This window comes from Achromobacter sp. JUb104 (genome assembly GCF_024806975.1).
Lineage (GTDB): Bacteria > Pseudomonadota > Gammaproteobacteria > Burkholderiales > Burkholderiaceae_B > Achromobacter > Achromobacter spanius.
On record NZ_JANUEY010000002.1, the window covers coordinates 574,249 to 593,163 of the forward strand.

Below are 18,915 nucleotides of genomic sequence, written 5' to 3' on the forward strand. Positions count from 1 at the left end.
CAAAACCGAGGTCTCGATTGGAATAATTTTCCTTGCGGCAAACCTACCTGGCATTCCAGCAAACCTCAGTAATGGAATATTTGCGTACTTACGATAATGTTTGTTACAGCGCGAAACTGGTCAGGGCGCCGTCTTTTCCGTCCCGTTGTGGCGTTGCCGCGACAGCCCGACGGAAACCGAATTCCCCCGTATTTTCCTGCACCTACCAGTGACGGCGTCACGAGCGAAGGCATATTTTCAGCGCCAGTCGGTTGCAACAATGTTGTGTACCCAAGTGTGATTTATATGTCAAATAGCGTCTATCCATTCCAAATGTAACAAATCGCCGTCCGATCCCCCCATGCGCCGTCTATCCCGAATTTGCCGTCCCGTTGTCCTCTGCCTGACCCCCATTTCCTTGCATATCGGCCTTGCGACGACGGCCCTGGCGCTGGCCGCCGGACCGGTCATGGCGCAAAGCGTGCGTCCGCAATTGCCGTCGGCCGCCGAGCCGGGCCGCCCCCTGCCGCAACCGGCCATGCCGGAAAGCACGACCGCCGCGCCGCAGGTGACGGTGCAGCAAGGCAGCGCGTCCGAGGCGCCGGCAGGGGCCGAGAAGCTGAGCTTCACGCTGAGCAACATGCGCGTGGACGGCGTGACCCACTATCCCCCTGAAAAAATCAGCGCGTTCTACCAGGGGTCGGTGGGCAAGACGATCACGGTGGCCGACGCCTTCAAGGTGGCCAACGACATCGAACTGCTCTACCGCAACGACGGCTATGTGACCACGCGCGTCATCGTGCCGGAACAGACGGTGGACGGCGGCGTGTTTCGCATCGTGGTGGTGGAAGGCTATGTGTCGGACGTGAAGTACGACGGCGATATCGGCCCCGCGCAAGCGGCGGTTGAAAAGCTGGTGCAGCGCCTGCGCGGCGTGCGCCCCATCAATGTGGCTGAGGTCGAACGCCAACTGCTGCTGGCCAATGACCTTAGCGGCATGGTCGTGCGCGCCTCGCTGGAAGCCTCACCCAAGGAAGTGGGCGGCTCGGTGCTGGTGGTGCACAGCGAACGCAAGCCCGTCGATGCGCGCCTGGGCTTTGACAACCGTGGCTCGCCCTACCTGGGCTGGAGCGAAATGACCGGCCAGGTCAGCCTGAATTCGTTTGGCGCGCGCGCCGACACCTTCACGCTGAGCGGGCGCCTGGGCTTTCCGGCCTACCGCAGCCAGGCCGTGGCCGGCAACTACGACATGCTGGTTTCCGACAGCGGCATGACTTTCGGCCTGGCCGCCAGCTACGCCAAGAGCGAACCGGGCCGCGACCTGGCCCCGCTGAACGTCGCCAGCGACGTGCAAGCCTACACGGCCACGCTGACCTATCCGCTGATCCGCTCGCGCCTGGAAAACCTGCGCGCCTTCGGCATGTTCGACGTGCGCAACGTCACCACCGACATCACCGACACCCCCTTCACGCGCGACCGTCTGCGTGTGCTGCGCGCGGGCCTGAGCTATGACCGCACCGACAGTTGGAACGGCATCACGGCCATACGCGGCACCGTGCACCAGGGCCTGGACGCGATGGGCGCCACGCAGGAAGGCGCCGAACTGGCTTCGCGCGCCAAGGGCCGCTCTGATTTCCTGAAGCTCACGGCCGAACTGACCCGTCTGCAACAGCTCACCGAACGCCTGTCGCTGGTGGCCACCTTCGCCGGCCAGTACAGCGCCAGCCCGCTGTTGGCCAGCGAGGAATTCGCGCTGGGCGGCCCCAACTTCGGTCGGGGTTACGACGACGGCGAAATGTCCGCCGACTCCGGTCTGGCCGGCTCGCTGGAACTGCGCTACGCGGTGTCCACCGACAACTTCCTGCCGCACGGCGCGCACGTCTACTCGTTCATTGACGGCGGCCGCATCTGGTCGCGCAGCGAAAGCGCGCCCTTGACGCGCGCCAACGTGTCATCCATCGGGGCGGGCATGCGCGCCAACCTCAGCAAGAGCCTGTACGCCACGCTTGAAGTGGCAAAGCCCACCAGCGGCGATGTCCTGACCCAGGGCAACAAGAATCCCCGCGTGTTCTTCAGCATTTCGGCGCAGTACTAAGCAGCGAACGACAAGAGACCGACCATGAATCGCAATTCCCGCAGCCTTGCCCCCTCCGCTCGCCGTTCGCGCACGAAGAAAGACGCCGCCCTGCCCGCGCTCAGCACGCTGGCCGTGCTGATCGGCTCGCTAGCCTCTGGCGGCGCGCACGCCAACCCCACCGGCGGCAACGTCGTGGGCGGCGCGGCCACCATCATCGACCGCGGCAACGGCACGCTGGACATCAAGCAGTCGACCGGCAAGGCGATCATCAACTGGAAAGACTTCAGCATCGGCGCCAACGAGACGGTCAACTTCCGTCAACCCGGCGGCAAGAGCGTCACGCTGAACCGCGTGGTCGGCAATGACCCCTCGGCGATCTTCGGCCGCTTGAACGCCAACGGCACGGTCATGCTGGTGAACCCGAACGGCGTGGTGTTCGGCAAGGGTGCACGCATCGACGTGGGCGGCCTCGTCGCCACCACCGCGAACATCAGCGACAAGGACTTCCTGGCCGGCAACTACAAGTTCAACCAGGCCTCGTCCAAGGCCAACGCCGCGATCGTCAACGAAGGCACGATCAGCATCAAGGACAGCGGCCTGGCCGCGCTGGTGGCGCCGTCGGTGCGCAACTCGGGCGTGATCGAAGCCAAGCTGGGCCGCGTGGCCCTGGCGGGCGCCAAGACCGTCACGGTCGACTTCCAGGGCGACGGGCTGCTCAGCTTTGACGCCACGTCCACGGTCGGCGAACTGCCCAAGGACGCCAGCGGCAAGCCGGTATCCGCCTTGGTCACGAACAGTGGCGTGATCCGCGCCGACGGCGGCACGGTCCTGATGACGGCACGCGCCGTCAAGGGCGTGATCGACAACGTGGTCAACACCGACGGCATCATCAGCGCCCAATCGGTTGGCATGCAGAACGGCAAGATCGTGCTGTCCGGCGGCGATGCCGGCACCGTGAAGATTGCCGGCAAGGTCGACGCCACGGGCGTGGGCGCCGGCCAGCAAGGCGGCAAGGTCGTCGTTACCGGCGAACACGTGGACGTGACCCGCAGCGCCGCCATCGACGTCTCGGGCGCCGCCGGTGGCGGCGAGATTGCATTGGGCAGCCTGGGCGTGGCCCCGGACAATGGCTCGGCCGCGTTCAGCGACAAGTCGTCCACCGTCAAGGTGGCGGCGGGCGCCACGCTCAAGGCCGATGCGCTTGTCAAGGGCAACGGCGGCAACGTCACGATGTGGTCGAACGACGCCACCGCCTTTGCCGGCAGCCTGTCGGCGCGCGGCGGTGAACAAGGCGGCGACGGCGGCTTTGCCGAAATCTCCAGCAAGAAGAACATCGGCCTGACGGGCTCGGTGGACATGCGCGCGCCCAAGGGCAAGACGGGCCTGCTGCTGATCGACCCGACCGACCTGCGCATCGTCGATTCCGGTAGCGGCTCCGGCGCGCTGGACGGCAGCGCCGGTGATGGCACCGTCAACGGCAGCGACGCCAACGCGGCCAACAACACCGTGTCGCGCGGCCTGTTGGAAAGCCTGGCCGGCACCACCAACATCAAGCTGGAAGCCACCGGCCAGATCACCATCGCGGACATGGCCGCGATCAATCTGCAAACCACCTCGGGCAACAGCTTCACGCTGCGCTCGACGCAAACGGGCGGCATCCGCTTCGAGAATTCGAATACGGAAATCAGCACCCAGGGCGGCGCCATCACGCTGGAAGCGCTGGGCGTGGGCAGCACGCTGAACAACATCGGCAAGCTGACCAGCCGGGGCGGCACGATCACGCTGAACGCCACCGGCGACATCAATCTGGCCAACGTCATTGACGCCGGCAGCGGCGCGGCGCTGGTCCGCACCAGCGCGGGTAACATCCGCAACGTGGGTGGCGCCAACCAGGTGGTGGCGGGCAACACCGTCACGCTGGACGCCAGCGGCGGCAGCATCGGTGAAGCCGGCAACGCCGTCAACACCCAGACCGCGCGACTGGCGCTTGCCACCGGCGGCAACCTGGCCGTGGCCAACCGCTCGGTGCTGAGCACGCTGGACATCACCAGCCGCCACGCGCAACCGGGCGTCAACAATACGTACGAGCTTGCGTCCAGCGGGCTGACTTTCTCGCTGACGGACAACGGCAGCTACCAACTGAACGCGGTCAACCAGGCCGGCCTGAACTTCTCGTTCACCGGCGACCGCACGCTCAACGTCGGCAACATCGCGCTGGGCACGGGCGCGCTGGCGCTGACGTCCACGGCCGGTGACATCCAGGCGCGCAACAGCGTGGGCAGCATCTCCGCCAGCACCATCGCGCTCAAAGCCACGGGCAGCACCGGCAACAACGGCGCCATCGGCTCGTCGGCCCTGGCGTTGACCACAAACACGGGCGCGCTGACGGCCGCAAGCGGCTCGGGCGGCGTGTATGTGAACAACCTGGGCAACTTGGCCCTGCGTTCGATCGACACCACCGGCGCGCTGTCCGTCTGGGCTGGCGGTCACTTGACCGTGGGCGCAATCAAGGCCGGCACGTCCGTCCTGAGCTCGGATATCGGCAACATCATTGATGATGGCGATGACGCCACCTCGATTTCCACCAGCATGCTGACGTTGTCGGCGCAGAACGGCGGCATCGGCGCCGCATCCCGCGCCCTGAAGACCAACGCCAACAGCGTGTCCGCCACCTCGGGCGCGGGCGGCGTGTATCTGGACAGCACCAGCGGCAACCTCACCATCACCCAGGCACAGGCCAACAACGCCGCGATCGTGATCAACGGCGCAGGCGCCCTGTCCGCCAACAACGTCAGTTCTTCGGGCGGCGCGGTCAACCTGACCGGCAACAGCATCTTCGCCGGCGAGATCAACGCGGGGTCGGGCAACGTCACGCTGACCGCGCGCGCGGGCAACATCACGGGATCATCGGCGTCGCTGATCACCGGCAACCTCGTCACCCTGCTGGCACCGGCTTCCAACAGCAACTACACCGTGGGCACGTCGGGCACCTACCTGCGCACGGCCGCCGGTGAACTGCGCGCCACGGGCGGCAGCATCTACCTGAACCAGGCCCAGGGCTCGGTGTTGCTGGACGACCTGAAAGCCTACAACGGCATTTCGGTCATCGGCGTGGCCGACCTGACCGGCAACAAGCTGGACGCCGGCGCCGGCACCCTGTGGCTCAACGCCCAGGGCGGCAACATCCTGCGCGCCAATGCCAACAGCGAACTGCTGGGCAGCAGCATCAACCTGCAGGCCCAGCGCCACATCGGCACGGCCAGCGATCACATCAAGACCTCCACCACCAGCCTGATGCTGGCAAGCGGCGGCGACATCTATGTCGACAACCCCGACAAGACGCTGACGTACCTGTCGGTCAGCAACACGCACGCCGACCCCGCGCGCCGCAACACGCTGCTGGTGTCCGCGCCCTACCTGGCGTTCGATGTCAATGACGATCTGGGCACCGCCTACGAACTGAAGCAGGTCTACAGCTCGTTGCTGAACCAGTTCATCTTCAGCGGTGACCAGAGCCTGCAACTGGGCAACATCCGCGCGGGCAGCAGCGTTGCGCTGACATCCACGCAAGGCAGCATCCTGGACGATGGCATCGCGGATACGCGCGTCACCGCCAACTCCGTCACCCTTAGCGCCAACCAGGACATCGGCACCGCCGCCAATGCCGTCGCGGTCAACGCCCCGTACCTTTCGCTGAGCACGCGCGGCAACCTCTACGCCACCGACATCGCCGACCTTTATTCACTGACGGTGACCGCTCGCCACAAGGCCGAGGACGATCGCTACGTGCTGGATGTGCGCGCGCCGTCGCTGCTGTTCAACATCACCGATGACATCGGCGGGCATACGATTCACGAGATGCGCGACAGCAACTGGGTGAACTTCAACTTCACCGGTGACCGCGACATCACGGTCGGCAGCATCGACGCCGGCTACAGCGGCAGCATCTCGCTGAACACCACGGGCGCCATTCGCGACGACGGCGACAAGAGCACCCAGTTGCTGGCCAACTCGGTGTACCTGTATGCCGGCCGCGCCATCGGCGCCACCGGCACGGGCTACCTGGACATCCTGACCAGCAACCTGTCCGGCTCGGCCGGAAACGGCGGCTTCTACGCCCAGTTGCCCAAGCCCACGGGCGCCAACAACACCACCGGCATCATCACGCTGGGCAACATCACGGCGACCGACGCCGTGCAGATCGACGCGCGCCAGGGCGACCTGCTGCTGACCGGCACGGTGCGAAGCTGGAACGACGACGTCACGCTGAACGCGGCCAACGGCTCCATCCTGGGCAACGGCGTGGGCAGCGTGTATGCCGGCGGCAGCGACGTCTTCCTGACGGCCACGGGCGCGATCGGCGGCCTGTATTCGGGCAACGTAAGCTATGTGGGCGTGGGCGGCGCGGGCCTGGTCAACGTGCAGGCCAACGCAGGCGGCGACCTCTACCTGAACGGCGGCAACAGCAACATCAAGCTGGCGTCGTTGACGGCAGGCGGCCAGCTTGGCTACATGCAGTTCTCCGGCAACACGACGGTGGGTAGCGTGCAGGCCAACGGGCCGGCCTCGCTTGCCAACAGTTCGGGTTCCATCCTGGACGACGGCGACACCGCCACGAAGATCCAGGCCAGCAGCATCGCGCTGTCGGCCGGTGGCGCGCTGGGCGCAGCCGGCGCCGCGCTGACCTTGCAAGCCCCCGACGTCAGCCTGACCAGCGGTGGCGACATCAGCGTCAACAACGAGATCGGCCTGACCCGTCTGGCCGTCACACGCAATGGGTCGAGCTATGGCTCGTACGCCATCACCGCGCCCAACCTGACGGCCTTCACGCTGACGGACGACGCTAACGGCATCCACCTGAAGGACATCGCCAGTTCTAGCAATCTGGACTTCGCCTTCTCGACCAACGGCAAGAACCTGCTGGTCGGCAACGTCGATGCCGGCGCGGCCGGCAAGGTCAGCCTGGTGTCGGCCGGCAACATCGCCAACGACGACCTGAGCAACCCGGGCGCGATCCGCGCGGCCAATGTTTCGCTGACCGCGGGGTCGAGCGGCTCGATCGGCTCGTCCGCCACCGGCGGCACGCTGGCCCTGAACGGCACGTCGGCGCTGAGCTTGAAGGGCAATGACTTCTTTGTGGACAGCGACACCGTCCTGCAGAGCCTGGCCATCAACAGCCTGCGCGCGGCCGGCGGCACCAGCACCATCGCCATCGGCGGCGGGGCGGGCCAGACCATCCGCATTACCGACGACGGCACCACCCAGTACCTGGAACAGATCACCGGCGGGCTGACGGACTTCAGCTTTACCGGCCGCAAGAACATCCAGGTGGGCGACATCAGCGCCAGCGACCTGGTCAGCCTGACCACGGCCGGCGGCGGCGTCTATTCCAGCATCACCAGCGATGCCGGCTCCGGCCGCATCACGGCCGGCACGGTCAAGCTGTCGGCCACCGGTAGCGACAGCTACACCGCGCGCAATGCGAACACGGGCGCCATCGGCAGCAGTGGCCGCGCGTTGCGCACCTTCACCAACAACCTGGTGGTCGTCAACAACGGCGACATTACCCTGCACAACAACGGTCGGGAACTTCGCAGCCTGGACCTGAACCTGACGCGCCGCGACGCCTACAGCGACACGATTTACGATACCAACGCCTATTCCTTTTCCGGGCTGGGCCTCCAATCGCTGTCGATCTCGGGTGGCACAACCCTGACGATCGCGGCGGACATGCCCGGCACCGCGCTGGCCATCAGCGCCGATTCCGCCATCACGACCGGCACGATCAATACGGGCGCCACGGGTTCGGTGTCCCTGACCTCGCGCTACGCGAACAGCGTGCTCAGCCCGACCATCTCGCGCACGTCCGGCACGATCACCGGCAACAGCGTCACCTTGAACGCGCTGGGCACGAACGGCAGCGTGTGGGCGTCCACCAATACCGGTAACCTGACGATCGGGTCGGCGGGCAGCGTCACCGTCGCCAACGCCCAGCAGTTGTCGTCGCTGTCGCTAACGGCCAACCACAGCAACACCACCGGCGCCCAGATCAATTGGTACGCCATCTCGGCCACCGGCCTGAACTTCTCGTTGAGCGATTCGACCAGCGTCAATGGGCTGACGCTCAGCAACGTCACCAGCGCGAACAATATGGCGCTGTCGATTGCGTCCGACCGCGCGCTGACCGTCAACAATGTCGCCACCGGCGCGGGCGGCTCCGTCACGCTGAACAGCAACAACATCTACGGCACCAGCAGCAGCGCCAGCAGCCCCAACATCACCACCGGCGAGCTGACGCTGAACGGCGGCTCGGTCACGGGACCGTACAACAGCAACCAACCGCTGTACGTCAGCGTCGACAAGCTGTCGTCGAACCTTCGCGGCAACCTGTGGTTGTCGAATAACAAGACGCTGACGCTGGGCAACAACAGCGCCCTCGGTTCGGCGCGCGTCAACGTCACCAACGGATCCATCCTGCAAGGCGCGGGCAGCAACTTCGTCACCCCCTCGCTGACGCTGACCGCCACGGGGTCCATCGGTGCCGCAGGCAATGCGGTGCAAACCGATACCCGCCAACTGACCACGCAGACCGGCGGCAACCTGTTCCTGAACAACGCGTCGAACCTGTTCACCCTGAACGTCACGGCCAACCACGCGGATCAGGGCGTGAACAACACCGTCCAGGTGGCGGCCCAGGGCTTGACGTTCAACGTCACCGACACCGGCGCCTACAACCTGTTCGACGTGCGCGACACCACCGGTCTGCACTTCTCGTTCTCGGGCGACCGCACGCTGAACATCGGCAACATCGACACGGGCCCGGCCCATACCGTCAGCCTGGCCGCCAACGGCGCCGGCAGCAACCTCGTCAACCTGTCGCCCACCTCGCACGTCACGGGCGATTCGGTGTCGCTGTTCGCCACCGGCCAGATCGGCGCGGGCTCGGCCGACAAGATCAGCACGACCACCAGCGAGCTCTACCTGACCGCCGGCAGCCACGTCTATGTGGGCAACGACCGCGACCTGTCCACCCTGTCGCTGTACGCGACCGGCGTGGCTCCCGCCACCTACGACATCACGTCGAACGAACTGTTGTTCAACGTGGCACATAACGGCCGCCTGCAAGTCAACGAAGTCCGCGACGACACCGGCCTGAACCTGATACTGTCCAGCAGCGTGGGCCAGGACATCGGCATCATCGACACGCTGCCTACCGGCACCGTCCGCCTGTCCACCAACGGCAGCATCCTGGGCAGCGCCGACGACAACCAGCGCATCACCGCCGGCCAGGTGTCGTTGACCGCACAGGGCACGGGCGGCATCGGCGCCGTGGGCAATGAAATCAATCTCTCCGCCCCGCTGTTGACCATCCAGAACACCGGCGACGTCTACATCGATTCCGACACGCATATTGATTCGCTGTCGCTGTACTCGATGGGCAACGGCGCGCGCACCTACAGCATCAACTCGCCGACGCGCGACGGTGGCAACATCGGCTTTACCGCCACCGACGGCGGTAGCGGCAGCACGGCCGGCCTGGTGCTGGGCAACATCACGGACGCGGGCGGCCTCAACCTGAGCGTCAGCAGCGACCGCAACATCACCGTCGGCACCATAAACGTCGGCTACGACAACGTGTCGCTGACCGCGCGCAACAGCTCGCTGCTGGGCGATGGCGATGCCAACACCAAGATCGACGCCGCATCACTGACGTTGACCGCCAACACCGCCATCGGCGCCGACGGCGCCGGCAACGCCATCGACACCCGCGTCAGCACGCTGACCGGCCGTGCCCTCGGCGGCGGCGCGTACATCACGGTGGAAGGCAATACCAGCCTGCCCAGCCTGACGTCGGTGGGCGCCAGCGCGGTCAGCAATACCGTTGGCGACATCGAGCTGGGCTCGGTCAACACCAGCGGCAACGCCTTCACGGTCAACAACACCGGCGGCTCGATCCTTAGCGGCACGATCGTCAACGCCACCACCGTCAACCTGACGGCCAACGGCTCGATCGGCAACAAGAGCGCCATCCGCACCACGAATCTCACGGGCGGCACAACGACCGTCAACTTGAGCGCCAAGAAGACGGACACGGCGGACGGCAGCATCGCGCTGATTGAAACCTATGGGCTGCGCGCAGACTCGGTCACCGGCGATGGCAACATCACGCTGACGGCCGACACCGCCTACGCCGGCCGCGACCTGGTCGTGGGCACCATCAGCACCACCGATGGCGCGGTGGCGTTGACGACCAACCGCGGCAACATCGTCGGCGCTGACAACAGCAACCGCATCACCGGCAAGAGCGTCACGCTGACGGCTGATTACGGCTCGAATCGCAGCATTGGATCGGGCAACACAAGCCGCATTCATCTGGATACGCCGTCGCTGACGTTGAACACCCCGGGCAGCATCTACGTCGACAACCTGGCCGACCTGACCGATCTGACCATCAACCGGAACAACAGCGCGGGCAATCAGAATGGCAGCTACGGCTTCCTGACCATCGACGCCCAGAACCTGACGTTCAGCGGCGCCGACACCAGCAACAACACCGCGCTGACCATTGTTCGCGACACCACCGGCCTGAACTTCACGTACAAGGCCATCGGTTCGATCACGCTGAACGATATCAACGTGACGGCCAATGGCTCGGTCAACCTGTCGACCAATCCGTACTACACCACCGGCGGCTCCATCCAGGGCATGGTCAGCACGTCGAAGATCACGGCGGGCGACCTGACGTTGTCCACGGCGTGGGGCAACGCCAGCAACTCGATCGGCTCCGCCGGCAACGCCCTGAATACCCAGGTCAACAACATCTCGGCCACGGCCTCGGGCGGCATCTGGCTGAAGCAGGCGGGATCGATCAACCTGGGCAACCTGAGTGCGGGCGAAGACCTGTCGGTCACGACCACCACCGGCGACATCCTGGTTGGCACGGTCACCTACGGCACCGACAAAACGCTGACCCTGAATGCGCAGAATGGCAGCATTCTGGACGGCGGCGGCGCGATCACGGGTTCGGGCACCGGCGCCATCACGCTGACCGCCAAGAACGGCATCGGCACGAACGACGCGGCCGTCAAGATCGCCGCGCCGTACAACCCTGTGTCGGCCACCGTCACCGGCGACGGCTCCTTGTACCTGGACAGCACCAACAACCTGCTGGGCGGCCTGACGACATCGGTCGCCAATGGCGAAACGCGCGTCACGTCGACGGGCAGCCTGGTGCTGAACAGCATGACGTCGGCCACCGACGCGGCCGGCAACGGCATCTCGGTGAAGACCACGTCCGGCAACATCACCGTCAAGAACGTGCAGGCGGGCGCCACCCAGGGCCAGATCACGCTGAACGCCGAGAACGGCTACGTGCTGGCCGACGCGGCCGGCGCCACCATCAAGGCCTATGGCGTGGCGCTGAACGCGCGCTACGGCATCGGCGCGAACACCTCGACCGGCCGCATCAACGCAACCGGTCAACGCGTTGAAGCCACCACCAATGGCGCGATGTACCTGGCGGCGGACAACAACTCCGTCTACTCGTACCTGTCGGGCAGCATCATCGACATCGCGGCGGCCGGCAATTTGCAGATCGCCAACGCCATCGCCGGCAACGGCAGCGGCACGATCAAGATCGTGGGCAACGGCACGAACAGCCAACTGGTGGCCGGCAACATCGACGCGGGCACCGGCTCGGTCAATATCGACTACAGCAAGGCCGGCAGCACCATCGTTGACGATCGCGAGGAATCCACGCGCATCATCGGCAACTCGGTCACGTTGAAGGCCGGCGCGGGCATCGGCGGCGCCGAAGGCTCGGCCGACAATCTGCAAACGACCGCCGCCATCATCACGGCGGAGGTCACCGGCAACGGTTCCATTTACCTGGACGACAACCGCGCGGCCGGCACGACGCTGAATTCACTCATCACGCAGAACGGCGCCATCGGCATCACCACCGCTGGCCCCACGCTGGTCAACAGCGCCCTCACCAAGACCAACTCGACGGACAACGATATCTCGATCGCCACGTCCAACGGCGACCTGTCGATCAACACGATCGACGCCATGGCCTCGGGCGACGTCACGCTGAAGGCGGGCGGGTCCATCCTGGGCGCGCTGGCGGGCAACCTGGTCTATGGCAACAGCCTGACGGCCACCGCCGGCGGCAGCATCGGCTCGGCCACCAACCTGGCCAACGGCACGGGCGGCATTGCGCTGCGCACCAACGTGGCGTCGCTGGGCGACCTGACGACCGGCGCCGACGGCGCGGTCATCGTCCTGAACAACGTGGGCACGCGTGCGCTGACGCTTACCGGCGACGTGACGCAGACCGGCGACAACAGCTCGGTCTACCTCCGTTCTTCCGGCGACCTGGACGCGCGTTCGGGCCTGTCCAACACCGCCGACAACCTGCTGCTGTCCTCGGCCGGCACGCTGACCGTTGCCGGCGCGGGCGTCCAGGCCAACGACACCGTTACCCTGGTGGGTACGCGTGACGTGGTCGCGGCCGGCGCCACGCCGCGCACCATCGCAGTCAAGGGCGACACGCTGAACTTCACCAGCGGCGCGGCAGGCGGCAACACGGTGTTGACCACCGAAGTGGCCAACGCCAACGTCAGCCTGACCGGCATCACCGCGCCGGCGAGCCTTACGCTGAACAACACCGGCGCGTTGAACGCCGCGCTGTCCACGGCCAACGGCAACATCACGGCCAACGCCACCGGCACGCTGGATGTATCGGCCACGGCCACCGGCAACAACCGCACGATCGACCTGAGCTCGCAACACGGCGACCTGGCGTTCGGCCTTGTCGATGCCGGCGATGCGAGCGGCACCGTCATCCTGGCCGCCGCCGAAGGTTCGTTGCTGGGCGCGGGGATCAACCTTACGACCAACAGCCTCGACCTGACCAGCAAGACCGGCATAGGTGACGCCAGCGCGTCCTTCAACACGTCGGCGCGTTATCTCACGGCCAACGTCGTGGGCGCGGGCGACATCATCGTGGACGGCAACGGCGCCTTGACGCTGGGCCGCATCGCCACCGCGGACGGCCACATCCAGATCGCGGCCGTGGACGACCTGATCAGCACCGTCGGGCTTTCCGCCGGCAATCAGGGCGACATCTTCCTGGGCTCGGTGTTTGGCAACGTGGGCGTCAACCACGCCATCGCGAATACCGACGCCAACAACCTGATGGTGATAGGCGCGCAAATCGGTCTGGCCGCCGTCAACACCGCCGGGTCGCAAACCTATGACGGCGACGTCACGCTGAACGGCGACCTGACCGGCACGGCCATCGACATCACCGGCAACGCCACGCTGACCGGCGGCAAGCGCACGCTGACCGCCAACGGCGATAACGGCGGCGTTACTGTCTGGGGCCTGCTGAACGGCGGCGGCCAACAAGCCGTGATCGTCGCCAATGACGGCGAGGTGATGCTGGGCGGCAACGCCAGCAACCTGGCCAGCCTCAACATCGACGGCGCCACCATCGACCTGCAAGGCGTCACCACGACCGGCGCCCAGCAGTACAACGGCGACACGACGCTGCGTGGTCAGTACATCACGAGCAACGGCGCCTTCGGTGTCGATGGCGACACCGTGCTGGGCAGCGGCGTCAACGTGTACACGGGCAACGGCGCGGTCACGTTCACGGGCGACATCTCGGGCAACAAGGCACTGAACGTCAACACCCAGGGCGCCATCACCTACGGCGGCGCCGTCAGCACGGCATCGCTGAACCAGGTGGGCACGGGCATCACCACCATCAACGGCGGCAGCGTCACCACGACCGGCTCGCAGTACTACACCGGCCGCGTGGTGCTGGGCGATGACACGACGCTGACCGGCAGCACCATCATCCTGGCCAACGGCGCGGATGGCGCCCATGCACTGGATATCAATGGCGCCGCGATGCTTGCGGGCGCCATCGGCGCCAACACCAAGCTGGCCAGCCTGACCATGAACGGCCCCGCCACGCTGACCACCAGCAGTATCGCCACCACCGGCAACCAGCATTACAAAAACGCCGTCTCGCTCGTCATCGACCAGTCTCTGTCCACCACCACCGGCAGCGTCACCTTCGACGGCACGCTGGACGGCGCCAGCAACCTTGCCATCACATCGACGGCAGGCGGCAACATCAGCTTCAACGGCGAGGGCAACGCCGGGCTGCGCCTGGGCAACGTCACGGCCAACACCGCCGGCGCCACCCGCTTCAACGGCGCGATGTACGCGGCGTCGGTGCAGACGGACGCCCCCGGCACGGTGGCCATCAACGCCAGCCGCATCGACACGACCGGCACGCAGACCTTCCGCGAACTGGTGACGCTGGGCGCGGACACCGTGCTCAAGGGCAGCACCATCACGCTTGCCCAAGGCGTGAATGCCGCTGATGAAACGCAAGACCTGACCATCCAGGGCGATGCCGTGATCAACGGCGCGGTCGGCGCGGGCACGAACGCCCGCCTGGCTTCGCTGACGATCACCGGCAACACGCAGCTGGAGGGCGGCGCGATCAACACCTTGGGCGCACAAGCCTACCAAGGCAATGTCACGCTGGCCGATGACCTGGTGCTCAACACCAGCGGCGCGGCCGGCAGCAACGTCAGCTTCGGCGGCACCGTCGCCAGCACGGACGGCGACGCCAATGGCCTGACCATCAATGCGGGGTTGGGCAACGTCACGCTGTCGGGCAAGGTCGGCGACGACGCCGACGCCCGCCTGGGTGCGCTGGCCATCAACAGCAGCGGCGCCACCACGCTAGCCAGCGCGGTGTACGCGGCCTCTGTCACCACCAACGCCGGCGGCACGCTGGCAATTGACGGCGGCCTGGTCGACACGACCGGCACGCAGTCCTACGGCGAACGTGCCGTGCTGGGCGCGGACACGGCCCTGAAGGGCAGCACCGTGACACTGGCCCAAGGCGCGGATTCGGTCGACGAAACCCAAGCCCTGACCATCACCGGCAACGCCGTGATCAACGGCGCGCTGGGCGACAACGCCCGCCTGGCATCCTTGACCATCTCTGGCACGGCTGACCTGAACGGCGGCAGCATCGACACCGTGGGCGCGCAGTCGTACCAAGGCAACGTCACGCTGTCCGATGACCTGGACATCTACACCGCCAACAGCAACGTCACGTTCAACGGCACCGTCGCCAGCGCTACCGGCGAGACGAACAACCTGAGCATCGGCGCGGGCAACGGCAACGTCAGCTTCGTGGGTGCCGTAGGCAACGCCACCACGGCCCGCCTGGGCGATGTGGCCATCAACAGCAGCGGCGCCACGACGCTTTCCGGCGCGGTGTACGCGGCTTCGGTCACGACCGATGCGGGCGGCACGCTGGCGATTGATGGCGGCCTGGTCGATACGACGGGCACGCAATCCTACGGCGAACTGGCCGTGCTGGGCGCGGACACGGTACTGAAGGGCAGCACCGTGACGCTGGCGCAAGGCGCGGATTCGGTCGACGAAACCCAGGCCCTGACCATCGACGGCAACGCCGTGGTCAACGGCGCGCTGGGCGACAACGCCCGCCTGGCCGCGTTGAGCATCACCGGTTCGGCCGACCTGAACGGCGGCACGATCAATACCGTGGGTGCACAGTCGTACCAGGGCAATGTCACGCTGTCCGACGACCTGGTGCTCAACACCAACGGCGCAGCCGGCAGCAACGTCAGCTTCGGCGGCGCCATCGCCAGCACGGACGGCGACGGCCACGGCCTGACCGTCAATGCGGGCTTGGGCAACGTCACACTGTCGGGCAAGGTTGGCGACGACGCCGACGCCCGCCTGGGCGCACTGGCCATCAACAGCAGCGGCGCCACCACGCTTGCCGGCGAGGTGTATGCCGCCTCGGTCACCACGGACGCGGGCGGCACGCTGGCCATCAACGGCGGTTTGGTCGACACCTCCGGCACGCAGTCCTACGGCGAACTGGCCGTGTTGGGCGCGGACACGGTGTTGAAGGGCAGCACCGTGACGCTGGCGCAAGGCGCGGATTCGGTTGACGAAACCCAAGGCCTGACCATCGACGGCAACGCCGTGGTCAACGGCGCGCTGGGCGACAACGCCCGCCTGGCCGCGTTGACCATCACCGGCGACGCGGAACTGGGCGGCGGCACCATCAACACCGTGGGCGCGCAGGCTTACCAAGGCAATGTCACGCTGACCGACGATCTGGACAGCCGCAGCGCCAACGGCGACGTCAGCTTCGGCGGCACGCTGCTCAGCTCGGCCCAAGACGGCCACGGCTTGTCGCTGGATGCCGGCACGGGCAACGTGACCTTCTCGGGCGCGGTCGGCGACGCCGCCGACGGCCGCCTGGGCGACATCACCATCGCCAGCAACGGCGCCACCACGTTGGACGGCGCCGTGTACGCGGCATCGATCAGCACCGATGCGGGCGGCACGCTTGCCATCAACGGCGGCTTGGTCGACACGACCGGCACTCAGTCCTACGGCGAACTGGCCGTGCTGGGCGCGGATACCGTGTTGAAGGGCAGCACTGTCAGCCTCTTGGGTGGCGGCGACGGCGAACACGGCCTGACCATCGACGGCGACGCCGTGCTGAAGGGCGCGTTCGGCGCGCAAGACGCGCTGGCCAGCCTGACGGTCAACGGCACGTCCAGCCTGGACGGCAGCATCGGCACCACGGGTGAACAGTCGTACAACGGCGCGGTCACGCTGGACGGCGATGTCACGCTGGCTACGCAAGGCGGCAACATCACGTTCAACGACAAGGTCGCCAGCAGCCAAGGCGATGGCCACGACTTGTCGCTGGCCACCGGCGCGGGCAACGTCACCTTCACGGACACCGTCGGCGACGACGCAGGTGGGCGCGTGGGCGACATCCGCATCGCCAGCAGCGGCGCCACCACGTTGGACGGCGCCGTGTACGCGGCATCGATCACGTCGGACGTTGGCGGCACGCTTGCCATCAACGGCGGCCTGGTCGATACGACCGGCACGCAGTCCTACGGCGAACTGGCCGTGCTGGGCGCGGATACCGTCTTGAAGGGCAGCACCGTCAGCCTGCTGGGCGGCGCTGACGGCCCGCATGACTTGACGATCGACGGCGACGCCGTGTTGAAGGGCCCGTTCGGTGCGCAAGACGCCCTGGCCAGCCTGACGGTGAACGGCACGTCCACGCTGGGCCAAGGCAGCATCGCGACCACTGGCGACCAGTCGTACAACGGCGCGGTCACGCTGGGCGGCGACCTGACGGTGGCCAGCCGCGACGGCGACATCCGCTTCAATGACGCGGTTGACGGCACGCACGACCTGGCGGTCTCCGCCGGCAAGGGCAACGTCGAATTCGCCGGCCCGGTCGGCCAAGGCTCGCGCCTGGGAGACCTGACCATCGCCGCCGCCGGAGACACCGTGCTGGACGGTCCGGTCCGCGCCGCCTCGCTGCAAACCAGCGGCAACGGCGACGTGCTGATCAATGGCGGTTCGGTCAACACCACGGGCTCGCAGCAATATGGCCAGCACGTGATCCTGTCGGGCGTCGACACCACCCTGACCGGCACCAACGTGCAGCTCAAGGCGGGCGTGGACGGCACCGAATCGGGCCAGCAAGGCCTGATCATCGCCGGCAACGCCGACATCCAGGGCGACGTCGGCGCCACCACGCCGCTGCGCGGCCTGGCCGTCCAAGGCACCACCACGATGGGTCCGGGCAAGGTCGTCACCACGGGCGACCAGGTCTATGCCGGCGCGGTCACGTTGACGGGCGACCGTGAACTGACCAGCAACACCGGCTCGGTCGTGCTGGGCAGCACGCTGGACGGCGGCAATGGCAACAACCTGGCCATCAACGCCGGCCGCGACGTGTTGGTGGCGGGCGACGCCACCGGCCTGGGTTCACTGACCTTGCGTGCCGTGGACACCATCGTGTTCAACGGCGACGTCAGCGCCTACCGCGTGCAGCAGTTGGAAGCCAAGTCCGCCAGCTACAACGGCGCGGTCCGCGCCACGGGCCCGGACGGCATCGACATCTCGGGCGGCACGGTGTCGTTCGGCAAGGACGTTACCGCCGACACGGGTTCCATCCGCATCGCCAACACCGACCCGACCGGCACGACCAGCTTCGCCGCCGGCTCCACGGTCAAGGCCGCCACGGGCTTCACCCAGACCGGCGGCGCCGGCCTGACGCTGCCCGCGCAACTGCTGGTGACGCAAGGCCCCATCAACCTGGGCGCGCCCGCCACGCTGCAAGGCACGACTGCCACCATCAGCACCAACGGCGACATCACCGCCGTCGGCCTGTCCGGTCCGCAGACCTCGTTGACCGTGGCCACCGGCCCGCTGGGCGCGCTGCGCATCGGCCTGAACGACGCCAACCTCAGCCACAAGCTGGACGTGGCCGAGCTCATCGTTCCCTCCGCCGGCTCGGCCGATGTGTGGGGCACGGTCGGTGGCAAGACGGGCGCCCTGGCGGCCTCTTCCATCAAGAGCTCGCTGGTGGGTTCGCCGTACTACCTGAACGGCGTCACGTGGGGCCCGACGGGCACCATCGACCGCCTGGCCGCCATCACCGCGCCGCAGCCGATCATCCCGACCACGCCTACCGCCGACTCTTTGTTCCGTGGTACGGTCCCGTCTGATGGTTTCGGCCCGGATGCGCTGGGCGCGTACGCTGATCCGCAGGTGCTGCAGGTGGCCACCGCCAGCTTCAACTGGCTGCTGCCTTCCGGCGACAACGCCATGCTGAACGTACCGACCGGCAACACCTCCGTACTGCAAGCCCCTGGCAGCAGCCCGCAACAACCCGTCGCCGAAGGCAACCCGTCTTCCGACGACGAGCGTCGTGACAACGACGCGCAATCCCGCACTCTTTGATTCGACAC

General features: G+C 66.7%; 2 protein-coding genes. Both read left to right on the plus strand.

Annotated elements, in window-relative coordinates:
- The first annotated feature begins 340 nt into the window (after window positions 1-340).
- A complete protein-coding gene (locus tag M2361_RS14600) occupies window positions 341-2,074 on the plus strand; it encodes a ShlB/FhaC/HecB family hemolysin secretion/activation protein (protein WP_259250047.1) in 1,734 nt (577 codons plus the stop codon).
- A 24-nt stretch (window positions 2,075-2,098) separates the two neighbouring features.
- Window positions 2,099-18,907: a filamentous hemagglutinin N-terminal domain-containing protein gene (locus M2361_RS14605; RefSeq protein WP_259250049.1), complete on the plus strand. Its 16,809-nt coding sequence runs from the start codon at window positions 2,099-2,101 to the stop codon at window positions 18,905-18,907.
- Window positions 18,908-18,915: the final 8 nt, after the last annotated feature.

Coding starts and splice junctions, on each gene's coding strand:
- M2361_RS14600 (WP_259250047.1), top strand. CDS start 341: ATGCGCCGTCTATCCCGAATTTGCCGTCCCGTTGTCCTCTGCCTGACC.
- M2361_RS14605 (WP_259250049.1), top strand. CDS start 2,099: ATGAATCGCAATTCCCGCAGCCTTGCCCCCTCCGCTCGCCGTTCGCGC.